This is a genomic window from Wolbachia endosymbiont (group A) of Sympetrum striolatum (assembly GCF_947250715.1).
In the GTDB taxonomy this organism is placed as follows: Bacteria; Pseudomonadota; Alphaproteobacteria; order Rickettsiales; family Anaplasmataceae; genus Wolbachia.
On sequence record NZ_OX366342.1, the window covers coordinates 1,440,875 to 1,466,118 of the forward strand.

Below are 25,244 nucleotides of genomic sequence, written 5' to 3' on the forward strand. Positions count from 1 at the left end.
TAGGCCCAAATCACAATGTTCGTACAGTTATGCGTTATGCGCTGGAATGACAACGTAAGGTGAATTTTTCAACATCCCAAAATTACAGAATTTAGTCTGTTTAATTAAGTGTGAACTGTTACACGAAAATTTTGTAAACAGATTAATATGCCCTGTTTTTGCTATTCATCTAAAAATGGAGCCATAGAGTACGTTGATGAGCATAAGCAAATTTTAATGCAAAAATTACTATCAGAAAATAGATTACGCAAGAGGTCTAATTATTCTGCCGCAATTTTGCTCTATCAAACTTGCCACATTTAATATTCCAGCTTCGTCATAATAATTTCCAATTACTTGCAAGGCAAGTGGTAAACCCTCATTGGAAAGCCCAACAGGAACAGAAATAGCAGGCAATCCTGCAAGACTTGCTGGCACGGTAAACACATCATTGATGCACATAATTAGCGGATCTGGCTTTTCATTTAAGCCAAAAGCTTCTGTTGGAGCAGATGGCACAAGTATGTAATCTATTTTTTCAAACGCTTTTATAAAATCATTTCTGATTAATGCTCTAATGCACTGCGCTTTTTCGTAATATTCATTATAATGACCTGAAGAAAGCGCATAAGCGCCAATTAAAATTCTTCTTTTCACCTCTTTACCAAAACCTTCTGCTCTTGTTAGTGAATACATTTCTTCAAGGGTATCAGCATCAACCCTTAATCCATAACGCACACCATCGTAACGAGCAAGATTGGATGAAGTTTCAGCAGAACAGATTAAATAATAGACCGGTATTGCATATTTAGTATGTGGCAGAGTAATGTCAACAACTTCAGCGCCATTTTCTTTTAAATAGGAAGCAACTCTTTCCCAATTATGAACTATTTCCTCTGAAATTCCATCCATCCTATATTCTTTTGGTATACCAATACACTTACCCTTGACATCACCATTTATAAAGCTAGAAAATTTAGGCACTGGCTTTTCGCTCGATATTGAATCTTTTTTATCATAGCCACAAATTGCTTCCAGCATTAATGCTGAATCAGAGACAGAACGAGTAATGACTCCTGCTTGATCCAGAGAACTCGCAAATGCAATCATACCAAAACGCGAGCATCTTCCATAAGTTGGCTTTATTCCAACTACTCCACAATAAGCTGCTGGTTGGCGTACAGATCCACCGGTGTCGCTTCCTAACGCTCCAGCGCATAAAAATCCAGCAACCGATGCTGCAGATCCACCAGATGATCCACCAGGAACAACTTTTTCCCCATCACTTTTTCTAATCCACACATTTTCAACAGGGCCAAAATAGCTGTTTGTGTTCGCAGAACCCATAGCAAATTCATCCATATTAAGCTTACCGAGCATGGCTGCTCCACTTTTTAAAAGCAAGTCAGACACCGTAGATTCGTAAGTCGGAACGAAATTTTCCAGCATTTTTGAGCATGCTGTTGTTTTTATTCCTTTTGTACAGAATAGATCTTTGATGCCAACTGGTATACCCATGAGCGGCGAGATTAAATCATCCTTTTGCCTAGAGAAATGTTCATCTGCAGCTTTAGCAGCTTTCATTGCTATCTCTGGGGTTTTTGTTATAAATGCATTTAATTTCTCATTTTCAACCGCACTGATGTGCGCCTCCACGAGTTCAACAGCGGAAAAACTCCTTTTTTTGAGCCCGTCATGCATTTGTGTAATACTTAACTTTTTTAGTTCATTCATCAATATTTAATTTTTAGCAAGACGTTAATTATAACATGGCACGATAAAAAATCCATACATTTATAGTTACAGCTAGAAATATAGCTAAGAACCTGTACATAATTGATGCTCAGAGTGTAAAGAACGCAGATACTGCTGAAGAAAAAGGCTATGACGCTGGTAAAAAAATCTCAGGGCCATATCGCAGTTGATACTCAAGACATGCAATTTATGTAGCAACTGCAGGAACAACTAGTGCTGTGAGAATGGTCAACAATGCAAAAGAAAACCTTTCTGGAGTTAAAAATATACTGGTTGATGAGGGCTATACAGGAGAGAATTTTGCAACTCAAATAAAAGATATTATTGGTGCAACTGTTGAAGTAATAAAGCGAAGTGAATTTGAACAGGCTCTTACAAAGTATACAAAAAACGTTTACAATCAACGTTCAACGTGATAAATTAAAGACGGTTTATTCCTCGGTAGCTCAGTGGTAGAGCAGTTGGCTGTTAACCAATTGGTCGCTGGTTCGAATCCGGCCCGGGGAGCTCTTCTCTTTGAAATTCTAGTGTTAATCTTATATGGGCATTAAATCAGTTGTCTTATGTATACTAGATGGCTGGGGAAATGGAGTAGAAAGCAGTAAATATAATGCTATTAGCAACGCAAATCCACCCTGTTGGCAATATATTAGCTCTAATTATCCAAAATGCAGTTTGTCCGCCTGTGGAACTGATGTTGGGTTACCTGGTGGTCAAATAGGTAATTCAGAAGTTGGCCATATGAATATTGGCAGTGGTAGAGTAGTAATGCAAAGCCTTCAGCGCATTAATCAAGAAATTGGAACAATAGAAAACAATGCAAATCTACAAAGCTTTATTAGTAATCTAAAAAGTAAGAACGGAGTATGCCATCTGGTGGGATTAGTGTCAGATGGCGGTGTTCATTCGCATCAAAAGCATATTTCGACTTTAGCAAATAAAATATCACAGCATGGAATCAAAGTGGTGATACATGCATTTTTAGATGGCAGAGACACATTACCAAATTCAGGAAAAAAATGCATTCAAGAATTTATAAAGAGTATAAAGGGAAATGACATAAGAATTGCTACTGTTTCTGGGCGTTACTATGCTATGGACCGTGATAACAGGTGGGAGAGAACAATTGAAGCTTATGAGGCTATCGCATTTGCAAAGGCACCTCGTCATGATAATGCAGTATCGTTGATTGATGAAAATTATCAAAATAACATAACTGATGAGTTTGTCAGGCCCGCAGTAATAGGTGACTATCAAGGTATAAAACCAGAAGATGGAGTGCTGTTGGCTAACTTTCGTGCTGATCGAATGATACAATTAGCAAGTATTTTACTAAACCAATCAGGTGTCATTCCAGCGCGTGACGCTGGAATCTATGGTCAAACTACTCGTACGACAGAAGGTCGTAAACGAAAACCATTTTCTTCAATTCTAAGTATGATGAAGTATAAAGAAGATCTTAAAATTCCTTATATTTTTCCTCCTATATCTTTTGCTAACACTTTAGGACAAACAATAGAAGACAATAAATTGCAACAATTACGCATCGCCGAAACCGAAAAATACGCTCATGTGACTTTCTTTTTCAATTGTGGAAAAGAAGAACCTTTCTCTGGTGAAGAAAGAATACTCATTCCCTCACCAAAAGTTCAAACTTATGATTTGCAGCCCGAAATGTCAGCCTTTGAGCTCACAGAAAAGCTTGTAGAAAAAATTCACTCCCAAGAATTCGCACTGATAGTTGTAAATTACGCTAATCCTGATATGGTAGGACATACAGGTAATATAAAAGCAGCCGAGAAAGCTGTGCTAGCTGTAGATGATTGTCTTGCGAAAGTGCTGAGTGCTGTTAAAAAGTCAAGCAACACTGCATTAATTGTTACTGCAGACCATGGTAATGTGGAATGTATGTTCGATGAAGAAAATAATACACCTCATACAGCGCACACTCTAAATAAAGTGCCATTTATTGTGTCTTGCGATAATCTAAAACTAAGAGACGGAAGATTATCTGATATCGCTCCCACTATTTTACAGCTACTTGGAATTAAGAAACCGGATGAAATGACAGGCAGTTCGTTGATTTCTTGCATTACCCTCTGTCATTCCAGCTAGGCAGCGTCATGCGCTGGCAAATAGATGTGTTTTAACTTAACCCAACTTTTAAATTTTTCGCTGTTAGTACTAATGATTCATTAAAGAAGCTGTCTATATCACCAATATTACCTATACTTTTTGTACTGATAGATTGGTCAATCCTTTTGACTAAATTAGATAAAACTTTATTAGGGCCAATTTCAACAAATTTGTTAATGCCACGGCTTGCCATATACAAAACCATTTCTCTCCATTTCACTCTGCTTATGACTTGTTTAGCAAGTAAAGCTTTTATAACTTTGGGATCACTCTCCTCTTTAGCTGTAACATTTGATATCAAAGGAACTATAGGACGGGTTATTTTAATACCCTCCAAAAATTCCAAAACTTTTTCATCAGCAGGTTTCATAAGAGATGAGTGAAAAGGTCCACTAACCTGTAACTTAACTAATCTCTTGATGTTCAAGTTCTTGAGCAAATCGGGTAATATTTCAAGACCCTCTCTAGTACCACTTATAACCACTTGTCCGCCACCGTTATCGTTTGCAATTTCACAAATTCCGTCAATTTGAACTGATTTCAATATATCTTCCACTTCATTTATCTCTGCTCCAAGCAACGCAACCATTCCCCCTTCACATTTCAAAGAAGCTTCATGCATTGCTTCGCTGCGAACTTTCAGCAGCTTGATTGCAGACTCAAGAGTCAATGCCCCTGCAGCACATAGCGCTGTATATTCACCGACTGAATGTCCACAAACATATTTAATTCCATAATTAGAAAAAAGAGATTCACCAAACACATGCTCGATAACGCGTAGCGTCGCGATTGACACTGCCATTATAGCTGGCTGAGCGTTTTCTGTAATGGTTAATTCTTCAATAGGACCGTTGAAGATTAAATGAGACAGCTTTCTACTCAATATGCTATCTACTTCATTAAATACTTGTCTTGCAACGGAAAACTCACTATATAAGCTCTTTCCCATTCCTACAAACTGAGAGCCCTGACCAGGGAAAGCAAAAATCATGATAACTATTATTTATTCCTTATTAAGTATAACATTTTATTTATTTTTTGTCAATATTTTAGAATAATGATTGACTTAGTGAATTAAGTTCACTAGAATATTAACTGACTAAAAGTTTATAAGCAACAATGGCAGAAATTGATTATCATAAGGTTACTATAGTCATGACAGATGGTCAAGAGTTTGAAACTCGTTCCACTTATGGAAAGGAAGGTGATAAGATAAAACTTGATAGGGATCCTCTCACTCACCCTGCATGGACTGGAAGTTTGACAAGCGGGTCAGCAAGTAAAACTAGCAAATTAGCTAAGTTTAACGATAAATATGGGGATATTTTCTAGTTTTTCGCTTCTTTTTCAGAGTGAAGCATGCATAAATACAAAAATATAGGCTATATCGCTTCTGAGTCACCAAAATCGCAGGAAGTATCTAAACTATTAAAGAAACTTAATTTTATCAATATAACAGAAGAAAATAAGTCCGAAATCGATCTATTGATAGTTGTTGGCGGTGATGGCTTTATGCTACGCACCTTGCATAATTACGTTATAGAAAACAAAAACACACACGTATACGGAGTAAACACTGGCAATGTTGGGTTTTTGATGAATAAATGCTTTAGCCGCAGTGAAGATTTAATTGATCATATAGAGCACGCAACTTCAACTCAGTTAACTTTACTAAAAATGGAAGCAACAGACACAAGTGGCAAGAAATACCACTATATAGCGGTAAACGAAGTATATGTTTTTAGGAAAGCAAACCAAATAGTAGAGATGAATATTACTATTAATGATAAACTAAAAGTAGAAAAATTTAGAGGGGATGGAGTAATATTATCTACTCCCACAGGCAGCACTGCATATAACTTCTCTGCCGGTGGCCCAATCTTGCCACTAAATTCAAACTTACTTGCACTGACCTCCATCAATAGCTATTACCCAAGGCATTGGAATGGAGCACTAATCTCAAATGATACGATCGTACAAATTGACATTAACGACACAAAAAATCGTCCAGCGCTTGTAGTATCAGATTACAAAGAGTTTCATAATATATCACAGATAAAAATACAAAAAGACCATGAGAACACAATCACTCTGCTTTTTGACAAAGACGACTCACTCAATGAAAGAATCTTTGATAGGCAATTTCTATACTAAATTTTTCATAATTATCCGTAAACTGGTATTTACTACATCTTAATAACTATAGCGTAATCAACACAACATAGTAATTAATTTTGGAGTAAATATGGGACCAGTAACGAATCTACCATCGTCTGAAGAGAATGCACTATTAATATTTGACTTTGATCAAACAATTACAAATAAGTCTATGTGCAATTTCTTTACATCCAAGGGATATGATGATTATGATTCTGGCAAAGAAAAAGCAGTAATTAAAGAAAAAATAGAAGAATTTTTACAAAAGGAAGGCTCGGGAATCAAAAATAAAGAAAAGCTAAGGTCTGTATTAGATTCTGCACTTTCAAGCGGAGTAGAAGTTGCTATTGTATCGTCTGCAAAATACATAAAAGCAGTAGAGTATGTAGTGAAAAATCATTTAGGCTTAACAGAAGAGCAGGCACAAGGTATTAAAGTAGTTGGAGGAACGACTAAGCGTCAAGATCCACTAAATTCAGCAGAAGTAGCTAAAAGAATGAATGAGCCTCAAGATCCACAAATTGGAAAACATCTATGTGTTTTATCTCTTTTAAAAGCATATAAGAAAGACAAAGGTATGTTACCGCAAAAAGTCATGTTAGTTGATGGTAATCAGCGGGGCATTAATCCTGCTGATGACTTTTATAAAAGCATCAAGGAAGGATTATTAGAAAAAGATATGAAGGGTCTCTTAGAAAATATAGATCAAGAAATAGCGGAAGTTGATGTCAGGGAAGAGGAAATAAACAATATTGCATTTAAAGGGATTAATGTATCTAGTGAGCCAACAACAGGAACAGACGGAGCAGCGGATGATGGTTATTTAGGCAAAGTAGAAAAATGGATTGGAGAACCTATACCGAATCCTCAGGATATTAAAAGTCCAGGTACGTTTCCAACTCCTCCACCATCGTATAAAAGCAAAGATGACTCTGAAGAGTCTTTGTCACTAAATTCTGATATAGGTAGCACAACAAATAAAAAAACAAACAGATCCTGGCCAAGAGCAAAATATGCCATGCAGCAGAAGGGCTTTATAATTTTTGGTGCAAGTGCTATTATACTTGGCACATCTGCAGCTTTATTATACTTACAAGATAAAGCAAAATTTATTGCATTTTTTACAAACAGCCCAAAATATATCACTATACCAGTTATCGCACTTGCTGCGTTGCTTGCAATTAGTCCAATACTTTTTGCAATAAGGCAATTTAGAGATACTGCAGAGCATAAAACTCAAGAAAAAAATGCGGATGGAATTTTAGATGAGGTGTTAAAGCATCAGCCAGAAAATAAAGCTATAAAATCTGTAAGATTAGAGTATAACAACAACACTCATTCAAATTTTATATTTAATGCTTGGGAATCTAAAAACGACTTCATTAACATTGATGAAAAAGTAATTAGTAGAACTAATAAAATAGAATCAGTAATTAACAATAGGCCACTATTTACTGCATTACTGACCGGTGTAGTTGCTGCAAATATAGCACTTCCTTTATTGCTGTACGCGGAAGGCGGTGTTAATAACGTACAAAAATTTTACCAAAACCCTTTGACTAATAACATAGGGTTATCATTGCTTATAGGCTCAGGTGTACTTGCATTATTAGTTGTATGTTTTGGCGTGCATTATTATAACAAAACAAATTGCACTAACCTTATATATTCTCAGGAAAAGATTAACACTGAAAGCGTTAACAAGAAATTCATTGAAGAAATAAAACAAGAAAGAACAGAGGTTCTTGGAGAAAACCACAGTAAAGATGCTAAACGCAGCAGCTTAACGCTTGAGCAAGTTGTAGTCCAATCTCATAATTGTAAGGATGTTGTTTATAGTGTCGGTTAATAAAATGCATGATATAGCTAGTGCAACCCTACGTCATACCGCCGCAGAATAATTAACCGTCATACCCGCCGCGGTATCTCAGCCGCTAACAAGAGATCCCGCTAACACGTAGCGGGATGACGAATATACCGCCGCGGTATCTCTTAGCCGCTAACAAGTAGCGGGATACTTAACCATCGTCTACACCGTCATACCCGCCGCGGTATCTCTCAGCCGCTAACAAGAGATCCCGCTAACACGTAGCGGGATGACGAATATACCGTCGCGGTATCTCTTAGCCGCTAACAAGTAGCGGGATACTTAACCATCATCTACACCGTCATACCGCGATTAATTCGCGGTATCTCGCTAACACGTAGCGGGATGACGGTTGTTGTTTAGCTACAAACGTTAAGAAATTTACTAAACGAAAAAAAAGGCAAAAGAAGCCCTAGTCATTGTCTATTTTCAGTATTGGCGTTTTTTAAGCCTTAAACACTGCAATTTAGCTGCTTTTAAATGCAACTAACCTTAGTTTAAATGTTTAAGAAATTTACTAAGCAGAAAAAAAGGCAAAAGAAACCCCGTGGTAATTAGTGTTCACTCCCTAATCCTGCAAATTGGCGTACTATACTGTCTTAAACGACTTATAAGCGCGTTTCAGCTTATATAGGTAAAAACCTAGAAATATTGTGAAGACATAAGGTGCACATAGTGCAAAAAATTAAAAATAAGACGCCAACTACGTTGTTTTCTTGCTGTTTAATCTGCACAGATGAAGATAACTGAATACCTTCAGTTTCATGATAAGGGGGCTGGCGAAGGGTGTCAAGTAAGTTTTTCTTTTCCGTGAATTCCCTTTGAAGTCGAGTATTGAAAATTGACTGGAGAGTTGTGGATTACTTTGTATATGTCATAACAAGCCATGGCACTCTCGGCAAAACCACTTAGTATCAACTTGAGTTTGCCTGGATAAGTAGCTATATCTCCGATTGCATATATTCTATCTCTACTGGTTCTAAGTGTAGCTGGGTCGACAATTATGCGGCCATGTTCTAACTCTATACCCCAACTGTTTATTGGACCAAGATTCATTGACAATCCAAAAAATGGCAGCAAAGAATCAGCGGATATTTCTTTTTCTTCCTTAGAGGCAATGTTTTTTACTATCACTGCGCTCAACTGCCCATTACCTCCTGCTAGTTCGTGTAATTGATATGGCACTACCAGTTCTATCTTTCCATCATTTTCAAGTGATTCTAATTTATTTCTAGTTTCAGGAGTGCAGCGAAATTCCTTTCTTCTATGTATCACATAAATTTTCTTTGCAACTTTAGAAAGTTCTACAGTCCAATCAGCTGCAGAATCACCCCCCCCTGCAATGACTATAGTTTTGTCCTGAAAATCAGAAATTTTATTTACACTGTAAAATACAGATTGATTTTCATATTCTAATATACCACTTAAGGGTGGACGGTTAGGTTCAAACATTCCGTTACCTGCAGCAACAATAACAGCCTTACATTTTACCTCTGTACCTGTGTTAGTTATGATAGTAAAGCTTTGATCACAGTTATTCGAAATCTTTTCCACTTTTTGACTTAAATGGTAAACAGGCTCAAATGGTGAAGCTTGCTCCATTAATTGCTCAATTAATTTTTGGGCAGTAATTACAGGATAACCAGGTATATCATATATTGGCTTTTCTGGGTAAAGAGCTGTGCATTGTCCTCCTGCTTGATCCAAAACATCTATTATATGACATCTCATATCAAGCATTCCCGCTTGAAAAGCAGTGAATATTCCAATAGGCCCTGCACCTATTATTACTATATCGGTTTTCATATTCAGATGGTAATCTATTTATAGATATTAGCTTTCTTCGCTAATAAGGTCAATTTACAAAGGGATGTATTTTTAAAAGATGTGGCTAGATTAGATAAGATTTCCAGCGTTATGAACCACATAGTCCAAATAAGCTCTAAAAATCAGCTAACATCGCGGGATGCTGTGCGGACGGAATGGGATTCGAACCCATGGTACGCTCATCACGTACGTCAGTTTTCAAGACTGGTGCCTTAAACCGCTCGGCCATCCGTCCATTTCTTTTCTATCACAACATTTGATTTTAAGCAATCTATAAAAGCTTTACTTGCCCACGCAAAAGTTGCTAAACACACTACTCAATATTTCCTCAACATTAATAATTCCAATCACCGCACCAAGTTCAAATGCAGCAAGCCTCAAATCTTCAGATATCAACTCAATTGGATTATCGATATTAAAACGTTGTAAATGTTCCAGTGCTTTCTGCATGTGACTCCTATGTCTTTGCCGAGTAATCACAGGAGTGTCTCTATCATGCCCAAATTTTTCCTCTGCCTTCTTTTTTATGAGAGAGATCAACTTGTTTGTACCTATTCCCTTTAAAATAGAAATAGGTAGAAAATCTACATCGCCAATCAGTATATTTCTGTCATTAATTGCATCGTCAGCTTTGCTCAATACATAAATAGTATCGCTATTTACAACGTTGCAATTGATATTATAACGTTGTTCAAAAGGAAATAGTTCTATTCTTAGATCAGCTTCAAAAGACCTCTTTTTTGCTCGACTTATGCCTTCTGATTCTATCGGGTCTGAACTCTCACGAATTCCAGCAGTATCAGAGAGAATGATTGGGTATCCGCCAATGTCAATATGAGCTTCAAGCACGTCTCTTGTTGTGCCTGCATATTCAGAAACAATAGCAATATCACGCTTGGCTAAGAAATTAAATAGAGTTGATTTACCGACATTTGGTTCACCAGTTATTACAATATGTAAACCCTCACGCAACCTTTCGCCCCGTCTATTATCATTTAAATGCTCTTGTATCAACTGCACGAGAGATTGCACTTCATTATTAATTTTTTTCAATTCACTTTTTTCTGCCCAAATGTCCTCTGGAAAGTCTATATATGCTTCGATTTTGGATTGTATCGTTATTAATCTTTGCCTCCAATTGCTGTATAGTCTCTCCAATTCTCCCGATATCTGCTTAATCGCTTGTTTAGCTTGCATTTTCGTCTCAGCATCAATTAAGTCTGCAATCCCTTCTATTTGCGTTAAGTCAAATTTACTATTTAGAAAAGCCCTAAGTGAGAATTCTCCAGGCTTGGCCATAACGAAAATTTTTGATAATTCCTCCAAGATGATTTTTATGACTGCCTTGCTTCCATGCACTTGTAACTCTATAACGTTCTCGCCAGTGAAACTGTTTGGAGCAGGGAAATAGATGATTATTCCATTATCTATCAATTGATTGGAATCATCATATAGATCAACTAAAGTAGCAAATCTTGGTTTAATTTCTTTCTTAATATGAAAATGATTTAAAGCTTTAAGCGCGTAGTTGCCTGAAATTCTGATTACTGCAACTCCTGACTTACCCAATACGGTCGATAAAGCGAAAATAGTTTCATTTGTGTTTGTCATTATTTATATAAACTACTTAGCAATATTACACTTAAGAAACCAAAATACCTAATTTGAAAATATTCAAAATTTTTATCTATCTTGCTAGTTTATAGTAATATCATATTAATAAATACATTATATAAAAAACTGCAAAGGTCACTCAGGTGAAAATATTTATTTTGAAAACTGATAATATGATTTATAATTATCAACATAGGTTTTAAATATTTTATGCTCAAGAAATTAGCTTGGTATTGGTCTTTTGTAGAGTTAATTAAAGGGTTTGTTATTACATTAAAATATATGTTTAAGCCAAAGGTTACTTTGAGGTATCCTATGGAGAAGGGCCCTTTAAGTCCAAGGTTTCGTGGTGAGCATGCGTTGCGTAGGTATCCAAACGGTGAAGAACGATGCATAGCTTGTAAATTATGCGAAGTTATCTGCCCTGCTCAAGCAATAGTTATTGAAGCAGAGGAAAGAGAAGACGGTAGTCGTCGCACCACGCGCTATGATATTGATATGACAAAATGCATATACTGCGGACTTTGCCAAGAGGCATGTCCAGTTGATGCAATTGTGGAGGGTCCTAACTTTGAATTTGCTACTGAAACAAGAGAGGAGCTAATGTACAATAAAGAAAAGTTATTGCGTAATGGTGAAGTTTGGGAAGACGCAATTGCACTCAGGTTAAAAAAGAATAGACCGTACTACTGATGTTAAAAATTTATAGCTTTCAAATCATTCCTCTCTTACCCAGGTGCTGTTTTTCTGTCATTTCAGTGTTCCTTTTTTTGTCATCCCAGTGCGTGACACTGGGATCCAGGTGTAAAAATATTTGTAAATTGTGCAATGGACAACAGATTTTAGGAGCATACGTTAAACTAATTTCCATTATAAAAATAAGATGGATCCCAGTGTCACGCACTGGGATGACAAAGAGAGGGTTAGACAAAAGGGTCGATAAATGATTAAAATTACTTTTCCAGCTGAAAAAAGAATAGAAGAATATGACGATAAAGTCACTGGCTTTGATATATTACAACTGGATGCTTTGAAAGAAGCAGTTGCATTGAAAGTAAACGGTGAGTTGTATGATCTCTCACGTGAAATTGAATCTGATACAGAGATAGAGGTGATACAACTGAGTGACGAAGTGGGTTTGGACATAATAAGGCACGATGCTGCTCATATAATGGCGCAGGCAGTGAAAGAGCTATTTCCTAATACTCAGATTACTATTGGCCCAACAATTCAGGACGGTTTTTACTATGATTTTGCTACAGATCGTACCTTCACTACGGATGATCTTGCTGCAATAGAAAAGAAAATGAAAGAGATTGTAAAAAGTAATCACAGATTTGTTCGAGAGGTTTGGACTCGCAAGCAGGCAGTTGATTTCTTTAGTGGTATAGGCGAAAAATATAAGGTTGAAATTATATCCTCTATACCAGAGAGTGAAAACCTAACTGTTTATAGACAAGGCGATTTTGTTGACTTATGCCGCGGTCCACATTCTCCTTCAACTGGCAGAGTCAAAGCGTTTAAGCTTATGAAAGTTGCAGGAGCATACTGGCGTGGTGATTCTAAGGGTCCAATGTTACAGCGAATATATGGCACCGCATGGAGAAATAAGGATGAATTAAACGCTTACCTTGAGTGTCTCAAAGAAGCAGAAAAACGTGATCATCGCAAAATTGCTAAGGATATGGATTTATTTCACATCCAAGAGGAAGCTGTCGGGCAGGTTTTTTGGCATGAACAAGGATATACTCTATATAATGTTCTTGAGTCTTATATAAGAAAGAAATTGATAAATAATGGCTATTTTGAAGTAAAAACTCCTATTTTGGTAAGTAAAGAACTGTGGGAAAAGTCGGGACATTGGGATAAATTTCGTGAAAATATGTTCATTGTTGATGAATCTGAAAGCAAAAAGCTAGCAATAAAACCTATGAATTGTCCTTGTCATGTGCAGATTTTTAATTCTCACACGAGAAGCTATCGTGATCTACCAATACGTATGGCAGAGTTTGGTACATGCCATAGAAATGAAAGCTCAGGCTCATTGCACGGACTGATGCGAGTGCGTGGTTTTACGCAAGACGATGCACACATTTTTTGTATGGAAGAACAAGTAAATTCTGAAACTGTAAAGTTTTGTGACCTTTTAAAAGAAGTATATTCAGAGCTTGGATTCAATGAAATTTCTGTGAAATTTTCAGACCGTCCAGATATTAGAGCCGGTAATGATGAAGTGTGGGATAGAGCTGAAAAAGCGCTGCTTGAAGCCGTTAAAGAAGCGGGCTTGAGTTATGAACTGAGCCCTGGTGAAGGTGCATTTTATGGTCCAAAGTTAGAGTTCGTTTTGAAAGACGCAATAGGCAGAAATTGGCAATGTGGAACATTACAAGTTGATTTCATTTTACCAGAACGTCTGGGAGCTTTTTATATAGGGGCAGATGGGCACAAGCATCACCCTGTCATGTTACATAGGGCAATTCTTGGGACTTTTGAGCGTTTTATCGGAATTTTGATAGAAAATTATGCAGGAAAATTTCCAGTTTGGCTTGCTCCAACGCAACTTGCTATTCTGACCATTACAAATGAAGCTGACGGTTACGCCACAGAAATTAGCAATATTTTAAAAGAACAAGGTGTGAGAGTCAAGACTGATTTGACCAATGAAAAAATTAGTTATAAGATACGTTTGCATAGTTCAAACAAGGTTCCTATATTATGGATTATAGGCAAAAATGAAGTTACAAGTAAAACTGTGTCAGTGAGAAATTTAGGATCAGAAAGACAGGAGTCTTTTTCTTTGGAAAAGGCTACTGAATCGCTGTTAAAAAGTGTTAATTTGAATTAAGGGAGTTAAAGTTTGCAAATAAAAAAGAACAATAAAAATAGAATTAATGAACTCATCACAGCTAAGGAGGTACGCTTAGTTGATCACAGTGGTGAAATGGTCGGAATTGTGCCAATAGAACAAGCTTTGGCATCTGCTCAGAATGTCGGTTTAGACTTGGTGGAAATTGCACCTGATTCAATTCCTCCAGTATGTAAAGTTCTGGATTACAGCAGACAAAAATATGATGCAAAAAAGAAGGCAAGTGAAGCAAAAAAGAAACAAAAAGCATTAACTATAAAAGAAGTTAAACTGGGTCCCAATATTGGTGATCACGACTACGAAACAAAATTGCGTCAAACAATGGATTTTCTTGTGCATGGACATAAAATTAAAGTTACAATGAGATTTAGAGGGAGAGAGCTTATAAACACTGAAGTTGGAATGGAAAAATTAGAACGGCTAATTAGAGACACTGAAGATATTGCAAAGGTAGAATTAGCACCTAAAAGAGAAGGAAATCAATATTTTTTAACTTTGGTTGCTAAGTAGCAAAACGGCTTAAGAAGTATAAGTAGAGTTAAATTATCGCTCTCTCTTTGATAACATGGCGAAAATGTCTTATTAATCCTTGAATCGGCCAAGCTGCAGCATCACCAAGCGCGCAAATTGTATGTCCTTCTATTTGAGTTGTAAGGTCAAGCAGCTTATCTATTTCATCAGGCTTAATATCTCCTGCCACCATCCTCTTCATAATCCTCCACATCCATCCAGTACCTTCACGGCATGGTGTGCATTGTCCACAGGACTCATGCATGTAAAAGTGTGATAACCTCTCTATTGCAGCTATTATATCAGTTGATTTATCCATCACTATTACAGCAGCAGTACCAAGCCCTGATTGTGCGGTTCTTAATGAATCAAAATCCATTTCAATAGTATCGCATATAGATTTTGGAATTAATGGCACTGAAGACCCACCAGGTATTACAGCAAGTAAATTATCCCAACCCCCTCGCACTCCACCTGCGTATTTTTCAATCAATTCACGTAGTGGAATTCCGAGCTCTTCTTCAACATTACACGGGTTGTTTACATGTCCTGAAATACAAAAAATCTTAGTACCAGTATTATTTGGTTTACCAAGAGATGCAAACCATTCTCCTCCGCGATTTAGAATATCTGGAACCATGGCTATAGTTTCAACGTTGTTTATTGTGGTTGGACAGCCAAAAAGTCCAACACCTGCGGGAAATGGAGGTTTCATGCGAGGAAAGCCCTTTTTTCCTTCAATTGATTCGAGTTGAGCTGTTTCTTCCCCACATATGTAAGCTCCTGCACCCCTATGGATAAACACATCAAGATCATAACCTGATTTGCAGGCATTTTTTCCAATTAAGTTTTCTTTATAGGCTTCCTCAAGTGCTTTTTTTAGAACTAAATATTCATTATAAAATTCACCCCTGATATAAATATACGCAACTGATGCGCTGATCGCTTTGCCGGCTAGGAGAATTCCCTCAAGTAACTTATGTGGCTCATATCGCAATATATCTCTATCTTTACATGTACCAGGTTCTGACTCATCTGCATTGACTACTAAATATGCTTTTGGGAGATTTTTGGGCATAAAGCTCCACTTAAGGCCGGTGGAAAATCCTGCACCCCCTCGACCTCTCAAACCAGATTTCTTTACTTCATCAATGATCTTTTCTGATCCTAAATCTAGTAACTCCTTTGTTTTTTGCCAGCTACCACGTTTTTTTGCACCCTTAAGTAGTGGAGTTTCTTTACCATTTAGGTTGGTGAATATTTTGTCTTGTTCTTTTAGCATGTTTTTCAAAATTTGTGAGTGATCCCGACGCGATTCGAACGCGTGACCCACTGATTAAAAGTCAGTTGCTCTACCGGCTGAGCTACGGGATCATTTCATTTTTCAGCTATACTAAACATCAATACAGTTTTTATCCGTTTTAATCAAACTAAAATTTTCATGTGTGGTTAAATAAATTATATAATATACTGCGTTAGTGATAATTTAGTTAAAAAATCTATGGATAATTTAAAAAATTTTTAAAGGAAAACTTCTTGTTAATTTTCAGTTCACAGATTTATTTGGATGGTGTGAAGTATAACGCTAAGGAGATAAGAAAAATAGAAAACTGTATATACCCTGCAGAATTTGTGCACTATTATAATGCTTAGCAATAGCCTATAGCTAACACGTCACACTGCTGCAGATAGATTCCGCTAACACGCAGCGGAATGACGGTTTTTCAAATTGTCAGTAAATCTAAGTCAGTTTAGCTATAACAGATAAATATTTCTTGCATTTCAGCCTGAGTGATTTATGCTTTAAGCAAGAATTGGGGGCATAGCTCAGCTGGTAGAGCATCTGTTTTGCACGCAGAAGGTCAGCGGTTCGATCCCGCTTGCCTCCACCAATATAGGTTCTAGCATATCATAAAGTCAGCTTATTTTAGCCCATTAGTATTTTATACTAGTTCCCTAAAAAATCCCTCTTTCTGTAACTTTTCTTTATGCAAGTAATGTTTGTTATTATAATTCTAATATATACCAATTTAATAATAAATTAATCAATAAATGTTAGAATACTAACAGTTAATTTATTGGTAATGCCTATGAGTGGAAAAAAGCATGTTTTTAAGATGGTACCTGGAAAGTCTCTTGTGATAAGCGAAGGAATGACATGCTATCCAGGCAAAAATGTTTGTTTAGGAACCTCTTTTTCTGGCAGAGATAATGCTGATGTGAGTAGACCATACAAAATTGCTAAACTTGCTTTTATACCGCTGAATGATAAAAGTGAAGAGGTGCTAACACTAAACGTAAACTTCTGTCAATTTCATAACGGAATGTATACTTGTCTTAATGAATCGGGACAAAGTCTGAACGCTAATAACTGGTATAACCGAGATGCCACTAATAATTCTCTTATATACCTTAATGATCAGCTAGTAAACGTAGTAACTAGTGTAGGAGATAACAGTGAAAGATACAGTAGTGTGGATTTTCTTGCACAAGCTGTATCGTATCAATACGTAACGCGAGACGAAAGTGGTAAATACTATTTCTCAGATAAAAAAGGAAATATTATCGATTCACCTTACAATACAGCGCTGCAAAAAAACGTAGCACCTTGTAATGCAGGGGAAATAAAGGAAATAGTGAATAATATGTTACTTGATATACCTATTCAACTGCAAAAAATAATTTTTGAACTGAATTCAAATCAACTCCAGATTTTAGCACAGAATTTAACGAATGAGCAGCTGCAAAAAATAATTCCTGAACTAAATTCAAACCAGTTGCAGGTCTTAGCAGAGAACTTAATGGATGAACAACTCCAAGCTTTAGTGGATCATCTAACCAATCACCAGCTAAAAACCCTTGCTCAGGAACTAAATCCAGAAAAGTTACAAATAATTGTTCCTCTTTTAGATAAAAATCAGCTTACAAACCTAGTGAAAGACTTAAATCTAGACCAAGTAAAAGAAATTTTCCCTCACCTTAAAATGAATCAGTTTCTGGAGGCTATCAAGACAATAAGCAATGATCAGTTTGTAGAACTAATAAAAGATGCAGATGAGAAAAGTATAAACACTATTTTGGACGAAACGTTGAAAAATCGACTTCCAGCCCTAGTACACAATTTAGAAGGAGATAGATTACATGATTTAATTAATAAGCTAGACCACAAGAAACTTGCAATAGTAGCTCGAGATTTAACTGATCCTAATAAGATTCAGATTATCATTAAGTCTTTAGTTGATAACCCAGACAAACTTCAAGCTTTTGCTCGCAATATGTCTAATGAGCAGTTTAAAGAACTTTTGGATAACATAGGCGCAGAAGAGCTTAAAGACATCATTCACAAACTGCCTTATGAGAAAGTGACAGCTGTGATTGGTGATCTCAGCAATCAAGATCAGTCTAAAGCTATTATTGATGCATTAAAAGAGAAGTTTGATGAACAAAACAAGAAACAAGAGGAAATGAAAGAAAAACTTGAAGAACTTAAGGAATTGCTGGAAGGTGATGATATAGTTAACCCCAATCAATTTAGCTATCAACATTCTTCTGTAGTAAATGAAGAGTATTACCTTAACAGTAATGATGCTTATACTGTTCAGGATTACTCCATATCTGTTTAGCAGATTACAGAAGATAATGAATAACATTATTTTTAATATTATTATTTAAGGAATTAATAAACATGAATAATTCAACAGAAGATAAAAAATTTAATGTGGAGTTAATTGAGGCACCATTAAAAGAGATAACAGGAACTAAAGGGATGGTAAAAGCTGACACATTTGTAGAATCAGTCAATCCCATAATAAAACATATCAATAATGTAGTAAGCCAAACCACACAGCACTTATCTACAATAAAGAAGGAAATTGGTGATAAAGATTCAGGTTTAATTGGGAAAATCGATAAATTGAGAGATGAAGTAGATTCATTCACGGATTCTGACATAACAAATCCCAACACCTTTTTTTCTCCAGAGTTAAATCCACTAGGATAGAAAATAGCTAATAATTAGCAAAAATAAGAAAAAGTAATAGCCCAGTGGGCTATTACTTTTTTCACATACCATTTCAAGGTAACTAGTTAGTTTTAAATTCTAATTTTTTATAGGAGTTAATATGAGTAATTACAGTGTAAAAGAAAGCGAAAGCAACTTTGGAGTAACAAGCAGAATGAGCGGTACCAATCGTAGAATAATAAATGACATAGAGGTCAAAATTAAGCCTAAATCTTTTGAAGGCAATAAAGAAAAGAATGCGTCGGTCGATTACGTCCACAAAATTCTAGATAAACTAGTCAAAGATTTAAATGACACATTTGTTCCTAAATTGAATGACGTGTTGAAAGGTCATCAAGATTATATGGATGAATTGTATGATAATTCAAATAGGGTTGAAGAGCTAGTTATGGATAATAAGAAGGATCTTAAATTTTTGAAAGAAAACTTTGACAACCTAAACGAAGAGGTTGGAAAATTAAAAACAGGAACAACTGGTGGTGATAACATAGATGAATGGGAAGCGCCAACTCACTCTGATATATTATAGTAGTTAGGAAAGTAACAGCTTGCTAGCAGGCTGTTACTCTCTCTACATATCGTTTCAATACAGCTGAATTAGGGAATCTATTTTAAAACTTTCGGCATATAGTTCTCATCATGTTTTGCAAACACTGTATCTGCAAGAAAAGTACTATTATCAAACATTTTACCTTGCACAACAACACCACTTTTTTCTGAAAACATTGGTGGAAGTATTCCCTGATATTTCACCATAACGCTCTTATTAAAATCTGTCATTTGAAAAATCACTTCGCTTTCGCTCCGTATCACACTATTTTCAACAACCATTCCACCAACACGGATTGGCTTTTGATTATTTGGTAAAACTATTGCCTCACTTACTGTATAGAAAAATGAGATATTTTCTTTGAGCGTTGTTAAAATAAAAAAAACTGCACAACTTAAAAAGCAGAAAATTCCTGAAGTTATAAGTAATCGCTTATGTTTCTTCTTCATTATTACTTTTAAGGCTTTCTAAGATTTTTTTACTTTTAATATAGCAAGAAATGGTAAAAATTAGCTCTCCAGCAATCAGCGTGAAACTAATAAGGTAAGCAAAAATTACATATGTATTCATAATGCATTATCAATAAATAACTCACCTGCATCAAAATAAATTAAGCTTCCATCCTTTTGCTGCAACACCAATTTACCACTTTTATCTATATCAGCAAAAATTCCTTCATACAATTTGTCAGCTAACTTTACACTGATTTGCTCATTCATTTTGAATGCTTTTTTTAACCACATTTCTCTTATAGCATAAAACCCATCAAATAGCCATTGCTTTCTTAGCTTATTAAAATTTATTATTAATTCCTTTAACAGATCCATGTTAGACACAGATTCACCGTAATTGCTAATGCACGTTGTTCCTGGAAGTGGTGCATGATTGACATTAATTCCAATTCCTATAATGAGCCAATTCGAATTGGATCTTTTTTCAAGCAATATTCCACTTATTTTCTTGCCATCGATTAGAATGTCATTTGGCCATTTATGTTGAACGTTACTGTCACTTATAAATGATAGTAACGTGTTGCCAACAGCAAGAGCAGTAACAAAAGTCAATTCTGTCAATTTGCTGACATCCGTTTCTTGGTTAATTATCAAACTCGCATAGAGATTACCCTCTGGAGAAATCCAGCTTTTTCCAGTGCGTCCCCTACCTTCTGTTTGTTTATCAGCAATAATGACAGTTTCATTTGATATTCCTTTATCAATTAAATCTAACGCTTCTTCGTTAGTGCTTGAAACTTCTTTGTAATGATGAATATGAAAGCCCTTAGGGATCACCTTGTCAGCCCTTTAGTTCAATGAGTGAGTAAAACGTATAAGAAAAGAACGAGGTTGATAAGTGAAGCCACTGAAGTGATAATGAATAGACCCTTAGAATAAGCAACCTTATTACCACTAGCTTTATCAAAATACATAACTTTCATGATATTTAAATAATAGTAGCATGATATCACACTCGCTATTACAAGGATCAAAGACAGGCTGATAAAGCCAGAATTTATTAAACTTTTGAATATAAAAAATTTAGCGATAAAACCTGCAAGTGGAGGTATTCCCGACATCGAGAGTAACAGTACAGAAAGATGAAATGCTACAATTGGGTGTTTCTTCCCTATACCAGATAAATTTGCAATATCACAATCGTCATCGTCAATTTGTACGAGATATGAGAATAGTCCTATGCTTGTGATGATATATATCACCAAATACATTAAGGCACTATCTGTTCCTGCTTGTGTAAAAATAGAAAGTGAAGCAAATATAAAACCAATGTGACCAATTGAACTGTAAGCAAGCAGCCTTTTTAAGTTTTGCTGACGCAAGGCCCCAAAAGCTGAGATAAGCACAGACAATGCTGAAACGTATAAGAAAATAGGCTGAACATAACTTTTTACATTTACTAACTCTTCATTCATCAATCGAATTAAAAATGTTACAAGTGCAGCTTTTGGGGACGTAGAAAAAAACGCAGTTACTATGGTAGGTGCACCTTGATAGACATCTGGAGCCCACATATGAAAAGGAGCAATAGCAAGCTTGAAACACAAACCAATAAGGATAAAAACTAACCCAAAAACTATTCCATAAGTTATCTGATGGTTTTGCAAGAATGAACAGAGCTCAGAGAAATTGACTTGTCCTGTATATCCATAAAGCAGCGACATTCCATATAGCATAATGCAGGAAGATAGTGCACTAAGTGTAAAATATTTCACTCCTGCTTCACATGAATAAGCTGAATCTTTATTAAAGCTCGCAAGAACATATAAAGATATACTCATCAACTCAAAAGCTAAGAAAAAAGAAATCAGACTATTTGCTGAAACCAAAGTTATCATGCCAAATAGCGCAAAAAGAATCAGTATTGAAAATTCATATTTATAGTCATATTTTGATAAATTCAGCATCAAAAGTATTAAAATTCCTGTGCTGAGAATTAACCCTTGGGCTGACCTGATGTATAAATTGAGTTTTAACAACGAATTAAAGAGAAAAATTTCATTATTTTCTGCCGAAATAATTAAAATAATCAAAGTTACCACTGTGCAGCCAAGTGCTAATAAGTTGATAGTTTGGCGGTTAAATATAATTCCAAGCAGTAGCAACACTAACGAGGAGATAATAGAGAACGTTTCCGGCAATATCTGTATATAATTCATAGCGCATTATATTTGACTAACAAATTTGCCATACATGGCTTCAAATAATTCAGTGCAAGGGTTGGGTAGAATCCAAGCAAAATAACAAACACTGCAAGCAGAATTAAGACAGAAAATTCTATGCTATCCAAGCGATTATTTAATAATTTAGAATAGCTAACCCCCCATATTATTTGCTTACATAAATTCAGCATATAAACTGCGCTTAAAATAGTGCCAAGTGCGATAAATCCTGTAAAAAAACCTATGCTCTTAAACATTCCAACCATAGCCAAAAACTCACCTATGAACCCAGATGTTCCAGGTAGCCCTATTGAAGCCATTGAAAACAAAATGAACATAAAACCAAATTTTGGCATTGTATTTACTATGCCAAAGTACTTTGCAATCTCCAAAGTTCCAGTTCGAGTATATAGCATTCCAACACACAAAAATAAAGCAGCAGAAATAAGGCCATGACTAATCATTTGAAATATGCTACCCAGTACTCCTTCCTCACAAAATGAAAAGAGGCCAGCGGTAACGATTCCCATATGTGCTATTGAAGAATAAGCTATTAACTTCTTTATATCATCTTGAGCAAACGCAACTAGAGAAGCATATATCACCGCAATAATGCTCAGCACAACAACGAAATTTGAAAAATACAAACTTGCCTGAGGAAGCATTGGAATAGAAAACCTTAAAAATCCATATCCCCCCATTTTAATAAGCAAGCCAGCTAAAATCACAGACCCAGAAGTTGGTGATTGCACATGCGCATCAGGAAGCCAAGTGTGAAATGGAAACATAGGTACTTTTATTGCAAAAGAAATAAAAAATGCAATCCACAGCAATGACTGCACTTCAAGATCAAGGCTTGGCACTAATGTAGCTAATTTTTGTATACTAAACGTTCCAAAAACACTATAGATGTATACCAACCCAAGTAGAAATAATAATGAGCCAGTTAATGTATAAAGAAATAACTTAAACGTCGCATATATCCTTTGCTTCCCTCCCCAAATGCCAATAATAAAGAACATTGGTATTAAGACAGCTTCAAAAAACACATAAAAGCTTATAGCATTCAGTGAAACGAAAAAACCGACTACAAAACTCTCAAGCAGTAGAAATAATGCCATATAGGCTTTTAGGGTCGTATAACTCATTTTGCAATTATAGAGCATACAAATAACAAACAAGAAGGTCGTAAGTAGAAGGAAAAGCAACGATATTCCATCCACCCCTATTCCAATATCTCTTACTGGATAGCTGACAAACTGAAAGTCCGCATTGTTATAATCAAATTCTATACAAGCTACAATGCTAAGCAAAAATGGAAGTACAGCAAAAAATAGGGCAAGGAATCTTAAGTGTATAGATTGATGATTAATCCTGATCGAGGATAAAATCAACGCTCCTATCAGTGGAAGCAAGAATATACTAAGTAACAACACCTTCTATTTAATTCCAATAATATATAAAGCACCGATTATTAAAGTAACAAACATAATAAATGCATAATCAAATATATAACCAGTTTGTAACTTTATAGAACTTTTTGAACATTCGTTAACCAACCTTACAACACCATTTGGTCCAAATGAATCAATAGCCTTAACATCAAACTTCCATAGAAGCCTAGATATAAACCTTATCGGTGCAATTATAACAAACTCATACACCTCATCAAAGTACCATTTATTCTGCAAAAACTTAAGTAAAAATTTACTCTTAATTTGCCTAATTACTTGATATTGGTAAATCAGGTACGCAAGAGCTATTCCACTTAGGCTTGCCAAGGTTGGTAGTAGTTTTATAAAGAAATTATGAACTCCATGCTCATCAATCACCATTAAACTTGATTTCCAAAACGCATTACTAGTTATGTTCAAAATATTTGCTCCCCACACTCCAGAAAATACCGATCCAAAAGCAAGTATCAGTAATGGTATAAGCATAATCTTCGGTGCTTCATGTATATTAATTTTACTTTGTTTTTGGCTATGGAACACAAGAAGCAATAATCTCCAAGAGTAAAACGCTGTGAAGAATGCAACAACTAAGCTTATTACAAAAGCAAAGCTATCCGTGCTATAAGCATGTTCAATTATCAAATCCTTTGAGTAAAAACCTGCAAATGGAAATATTCCAGAAAGCGCAAGAGACCCAATCCACATGAGAGTGTAAGTGCAAGGGATTTTCTTCCAGCAATTTCCCATTTTCTGAATGTTTTGCTCATGATGCATTGCATGAATTACATTGCCAGCACCAAGAAATAGTAGAGCTTTAAAAAAAGCGTGTGTCATTAAATGAAAAATAGCAACATTGTAAGCAGAAAGCCCACATGCCATGAACATATAACCAAGTTGGCTGCAGGTTGAATAAGCAATTATTTTTTTTATATCGTTCTGAGTAATCGCAACCGTAGCTGCAAAAAAAGCAGTAAGTGCCCCAACAATAACTATTAATTCTCGTGCCACATTTGATAGCTCAAACAATGGAGAACATTTTGCTACTAAAAATATACCTGCTGTTACCATCGTTGCTGCGTGAATGAGTGCAGAAACAGGGGTTGGCCCTTCCATTGCATCTGGCAACCAAACATGTAAACCAAGCTGTGCAGATTTACCCATACAGCCAATAAAAAGTAATATGCATATTATATGAATTATTTTAAATTCACAGCAGAATGCCCTAATGTTCTGTGCGCCAAGAAGATCAGCTGTGTCAAAAACTTCAGTAAATTTCAAAGAGTGAAATGTATAATAAATAAGAAAGATTCCAATTAATAGTGCAAAGTCTCCTACCCTATTTACAACAAATGCTTTAATTGCTGCATTATTTGCAGAATATTTTTGGAACCAAAATCCTATGAGTAAATAAGAACATAGGCCAACCCCTTCCCAGCCAAAAAAAAGCTGCACGAAATTATCGCTTACAACCAGCACAATCATGCAAAACGTAAATAGCGATAGGTAAGAAAAAAACCTCGACTTCCCTTTATCATGCTCCATATAACCGATAGAATAGAGGTGGACTACTAGTGAAACGGTGGTAATAACAATAAGCATTAAGGATGAGAGAGCATCCACACTAATTGCCCAATTTACTTTTAATACACTTAATGAAAACAAAGGAAATAAAACTAAATGATAGTTTTCAGAGAAGGTGAGAAAAACATACCAAGATAAAACTGCAGATATTCCAATCCCTGCCGTTGTAACTAACTGACTTTTTCTAAAAAGTGCTGCAAATAGCGAACCAAAGAGTGGCAAAAATACTATTAATTTCAGTATATCCATCATA

The 25,244-nt window shown here is 35.8% G+C and carries 23 protein-coding genes, 4 tRNA genes and 1 pseudogene; 15 read left to right on the plus strand and 13 right to left on the minus strand.

What is annotated here, in order from left to right:
* Positions 1 to 243 precede the first annotated feature (243 nt).
* Positions 244 to 1,713, minus strand: coding sequence for an Asp-tRNA(Asn)/Glu-tRNA(Gln) amidotransferase subunit GatA (gene gatA, locus OOK87_RS07000; protein ID WP_264688431.1), 1,470 nt, complete (start codon positions 1,711 to 1,713; stop codon positions 244 to 246).
* Between the two features lie 98 nt (positions 1,714 to 1,811).
* Between gatA and OOK87_RS07005 the strand changes: the two are divergent.
* From OOK87_RS07005 to gpmI, 4 genes and pseudogenes are all read left to right on the plus strand, one after another.
* Positions 1,812 to 1,923 (plus strand): annotated as a pseudogene (locus OOK87_RS07005) (IS5/IS1182 family transposase); the annotation flags it as partial.
* 35 nt (positions 1,924 to 1,958) lie between these two features.
* Positions 1,959 to 2,150: a hypothetical protein gene (locus OOK87_RS07010; RefSeq protein WP_264688432.1), complete on the plus strand. Its 192-nt coding sequence runs from the start codon at positions 1,959 to 1,961 to the stop codon at positions 2,148 to 2,150.
* Between the two features lie 19 nt (positions 2,151 to 2,169).
* A tRNA-Asn gene (locus OOK87_RS07015) sits at positions 2,170 to 2,241 on the plus strand.
* A gap of 33 nt (positions 2,242 to 2,274) precedes the next feature.
* A complete protein-coding gene (gene gpmI / locus OOK87_RS07020; RefSeq protein ID WP_264688433.1) occupies positions 2,275 to 3,849 on the plus strand; it encodes a 2,3-bisphosphoglycerate-independent phosphoglycerate mutase in 1,575 nt (524 codons plus the stop codon).
* Between the two features lie 31 nt (positions 3,850 to 3,880).
* On the opposite strand, the gene fabD is transcribed toward gpmI, so the two are convergent.
* Positions 3,881 to 4,861 carry an ACP S-malonyltransferase gene (fabD, locus tag OOK87_RS07025; RefSeq protein ID WP_264688434.1) on the minus strand — a complete coding sequence of 327 codons (981 nt, stop codon included), beginning with the start codon at positions 4,859 to 4,861 and terminating at the stop codon, positions 3,881 to 3,883.
* Positions 4,862 to 4,989: 128 nt separating this feature from the next.
* Here fabD and rpmE point away from each other — a divergent pair, with 128 nt between their 5' ends.
* From rpmE to OOK87_RS07040, 3 genes are all read left to right on the plus strand, one after another.
* The gene (gene rpmE, locus OOK87_RS07030; RefSeq protein ID WP_253309449.1) at positions 4,990 to 5,202 is read left to right on the plus strand and encodes a 50S ribosomal protein L31; all 213 of its coding nucleotides are present in this window, start codon (positions 4,990 to 4,992) and stop codon (positions 5,200 to 5,202) included.
* Between the two features lie 27 nt (positions 5,203 to 5,229).
* Positions 5,230 to 6,024 (plus strand): NAD kinase, encoded by a 795-nt coding sequence (locus OOK87_RS07035; protein WP_264688435.1) that lies wholly within the window; start codon positions 5,230 to 5,232, stop codon positions 6,022 to 6,024.
* Between the two features lie 91 nt (positions 6,025 to 6,115).
* A complete protein-coding gene (locus OOK87_RS07040) occupies positions 6,116 to 7,876 on the plus strand; it encodes a hypothetical protein (RefSeq protein WP_264688436.1) in 1,761 nt (586 codons plus the stop codon).
* An 807-nt stretch (positions 7,877 to 8,683) separates the two neighbouring features.
* Here OOK87_RS07040 and OOK87_RS07045 read toward each other — a convergent pair.
* From OOK87_RS07045 to mnmE, 3 genes are all read right to left on the minus strand, one after another.
* Complete coding sequence (locus OOK87_RS07045) at positions 8,684 to 9,700, minus strand: NAD(P)/FAD-dependent oxidoreductase (RefSeq protein WP_253309446.1); 1,017 nt, start codon at positions 9,698 to 9,700, stop codon at positions 8,684 to 8,686.
* A gap of 168 nt (positions 9,701 to 9,868) precedes the next feature.
* Positions 9,869 to 9,956 (minus strand) — tRNA-Ser (locus tag OOK87_RS07050).
* A 47-nt stretch (positions 9,957 to 10,003) separates the two neighbouring features.
* Entirely contained in the window at positions 10,004 to 11,332 is a 1,329-nt protein-coding gene (mnmE, locus tag OOK87_RS07055; protein ID WP_264688437.1) for a tRNA uridine-5-carboxymethylaminomethyl(34) synthesis GTPase MnmE, read from the minus strand.
* A 213-nt stretch (positions 11,333 to 11,545) separates the two neighbouring features.
* On the opposite strand from mnmE, the gene nuoI reads away from it, so the two are divergent.
* The 4 genes from nuoI to infC all read left to right on the plus strand — a co-directional run bounded on the left by nuoI (position 11,546) and on the right by infC (position 14,711).
* Positions 11,546 to 12,028, plus strand: a complete 483-nt coding sequence (gene nuoI, locus OOK87_RS07060; protein ID WP_038199316.1) for an NADH-quinone oxidoreductase subunit NuoI — start codon at positions 11,546 to 11,548, stop codon at positions 12,026 to 12,028.
* A 65-nt stretch (positions 12,029 to 12,093) separates the two neighbouring features.
* The gene (locus OOK87_RS07065; RefSeq protein WP_264688438.1) at positions 12,094 to 12,282 is read left to right on the plus strand and encodes a hypothetical protein; all 189 of its coding nucleotides are present in this window, start codon (positions 12,094 to 12,096) and stop codon (positions 12,280 to 12,282) included.
* A complete protein-coding gene (gene thrS / locus OOK87_RS07070; protein ID WP_253309443.1) occupies positions 12,279 to 14,180 on the plus strand; it encodes a threonine--tRNA ligase in 1,902 nt (633 codons plus the stop codon). Before OOK87_RS07065 ends, thrS begins: the two co-directional genes overlap by 4 nt.
* Positions 14,181 to 14,192: 12 nt before the next feature.
* Positions 14,193 to 14,711, plus strand: coding sequence for a translation initiation factor IF-3 (infC, locus tag OOK87_RS07075; protein WP_264688439.1), 519 nt, complete (start codon positions 14,193 to 14,195; stop codon positions 14,709 to 14,711).
* A gap of 28 nt (positions 14,712 to 14,739) precedes the next feature.
* Here infC and nuoF read toward each other — a convergent pair whose 3' ends face one another.
* Both nuoF and OOK87_RS07085 read right to left on the minus strand, forming a co-directional pair.
* Positions 14,740 to 15,993 (minus strand): NADH-quinone oxidoreductase subunit NuoF, encoded by a 1,254-nt coding sequence (gene nuoF, locus OOK87_RS07080; RefSeq protein WP_253309962.1) that lies wholly within the window; start codon positions 15,991 to 15,993, stop codon positions 14,740 to 14,742.
* A gap of 19 nt (positions 15,994 to 16,012) precedes the next feature.
* Positions 16,013 to 16,085: transfer RNA gene (locus tag OOK87_RS07085), tRNA-Lys, on the minus strand.
* 442 nt (positions 16,086 to 16,527) lie between these two features.
* Here OOK87_RS07085 and OOK87_RS07090 point away from each other — a divergent pair.
* The 4 genes from OOK87_RS07090 (at position 16,528) to OOK87_RS07105 (ending at position 19,261) form a co-directional block, all read left to right on the plus strand.
* A tRNA-Ala gene (locus OOK87_RS07090) sits at positions 16,528 to 16,603 on the plus strand.
* A gap of 198 nt (positions 16,604 to 16,801) precedes the next feature.
* Positions 16,802 to 18,334: an MgtE intracellular N domain protein gene (locus OOK87_RS07095; protein WP_264688440.1), complete on the plus strand. Its 1,533-nt coding sequence runs from the start codon at positions 16,802 to 16,804 to the stop codon at positions 18,332 to 18,334.
* Between the two features lie 62 nt (positions 18,335 to 18,396).
* Positions 18,397 to 18,711 carry a hypothetical protein gene (locus tag OOK87_RS07100; protein ID WP_253309440.1) on the plus strand — a complete coding sequence of 105 codons (315 nt, stop codon included), beginning with the start codon at positions 18,397 to 18,399 and terminating at the stop codon, positions 18,709 to 18,711.
* A gap of 121 nt (positions 18,712 to 18,832) precedes the next feature.
* On the plus strand, positions 18,833 to 19,261 hold the full coding sequence (locus OOK87_RS07105) for a hypothetical protein (RefSeq protein ID WP_253309439.1): 429 nt from the start codon (positions 18,833 to 18,835) through the stop codon (positions 19,259 to 19,261).
* 77 nt (positions 19,262 to 19,338) lie between these two features.
* On the opposite strand, the gene ccmE is transcribed toward OOK87_RS07105, so the two are convergent.
* The 6 genes from ccmE to nuoL are packed head-to-tail and all read right to left on the minus strand — an operon-like array spanning position 19,339 to position 25,243.
* Positions 19,339 to 19,731, minus strand: coding sequence for a cytochrome c maturation protein CcmE (gene ccmE / locus OOK87_RS07110; RefSeq protein WP_253309438.1), 393 nt, complete (start codon positions 19,729 to 19,731; stop codon positions 19,339 to 19,341).
* Positions 19,715 to 19,852 carry a CcmD-like small membrane protein gene (locus tag OOK87_RS07550; RefSeq protein WP_253309437.1) on the minus strand — a complete coding sequence of 46 codons (138 nt, stop codon included), beginning with the start codon at positions 19,850 to 19,852 and terminating at the stop codon, positions 19,715 to 19,717. Before OOK87_RS07550 ends, ccmE begins: the two co-directional genes overlap by 17 nt.
* On the minus strand, positions 19,849 to 20,571 hold the full coding sequence (locus tag OOK87_RS07115) for a biotin--[acetyl-CoA-carboxylase] ligase (protein WP_253309436.1): 723 nt from the start codon (positions 20,569 to 20,571) through the stop codon (positions 19,849 to 19,851). Before OOK87_RS07115 ends, OOK87_RS07550 begins: the two co-directional genes overlap by 4 nt.
* A 17-nt stretch (positions 20,572 to 20,588) precedes the next feature.
* Positions 20,589 to 21,953: an NADH-quinone oxidoreductase subunit N gene (locus tag OOK87_RS07120; RefSeq protein WP_264688441.1), complete on the minus strand. Its 1,365-nt coding sequence runs from the start codon at positions 21,951 to 21,953 to the stop codon at positions 20,589 to 20,591.
* Positions 21,950 to 23,392: a complex I subunit 4 family protein gene (locus tag OOK87_RS07125; protein WP_253309434.1), complete on the minus strand. Its 1,443-nt coding sequence runs from the start codon at positions 23,390 to 23,392 to the stop codon at positions 21,950 to 21,952. Before OOK87_RS07125 ends, OOK87_RS07120 begins: the two co-directional genes overlap by 4 nt.
* 3 nt (positions 23,393 to 23,395) lie before the next feature.
* Complete coding sequence (gene nuoL, locus OOK87_RS07130; protein ID WP_253309433.1) at positions 23,396 to 25,243, minus strand: NADH-quinone oxidoreductase subunit L; 1,848 nt, start codon at positions 25,241 to 25,243, stop codon at positions 23,396 to 23,398.
* Position 25,244 lies beyond the last annotated feature (1 nt).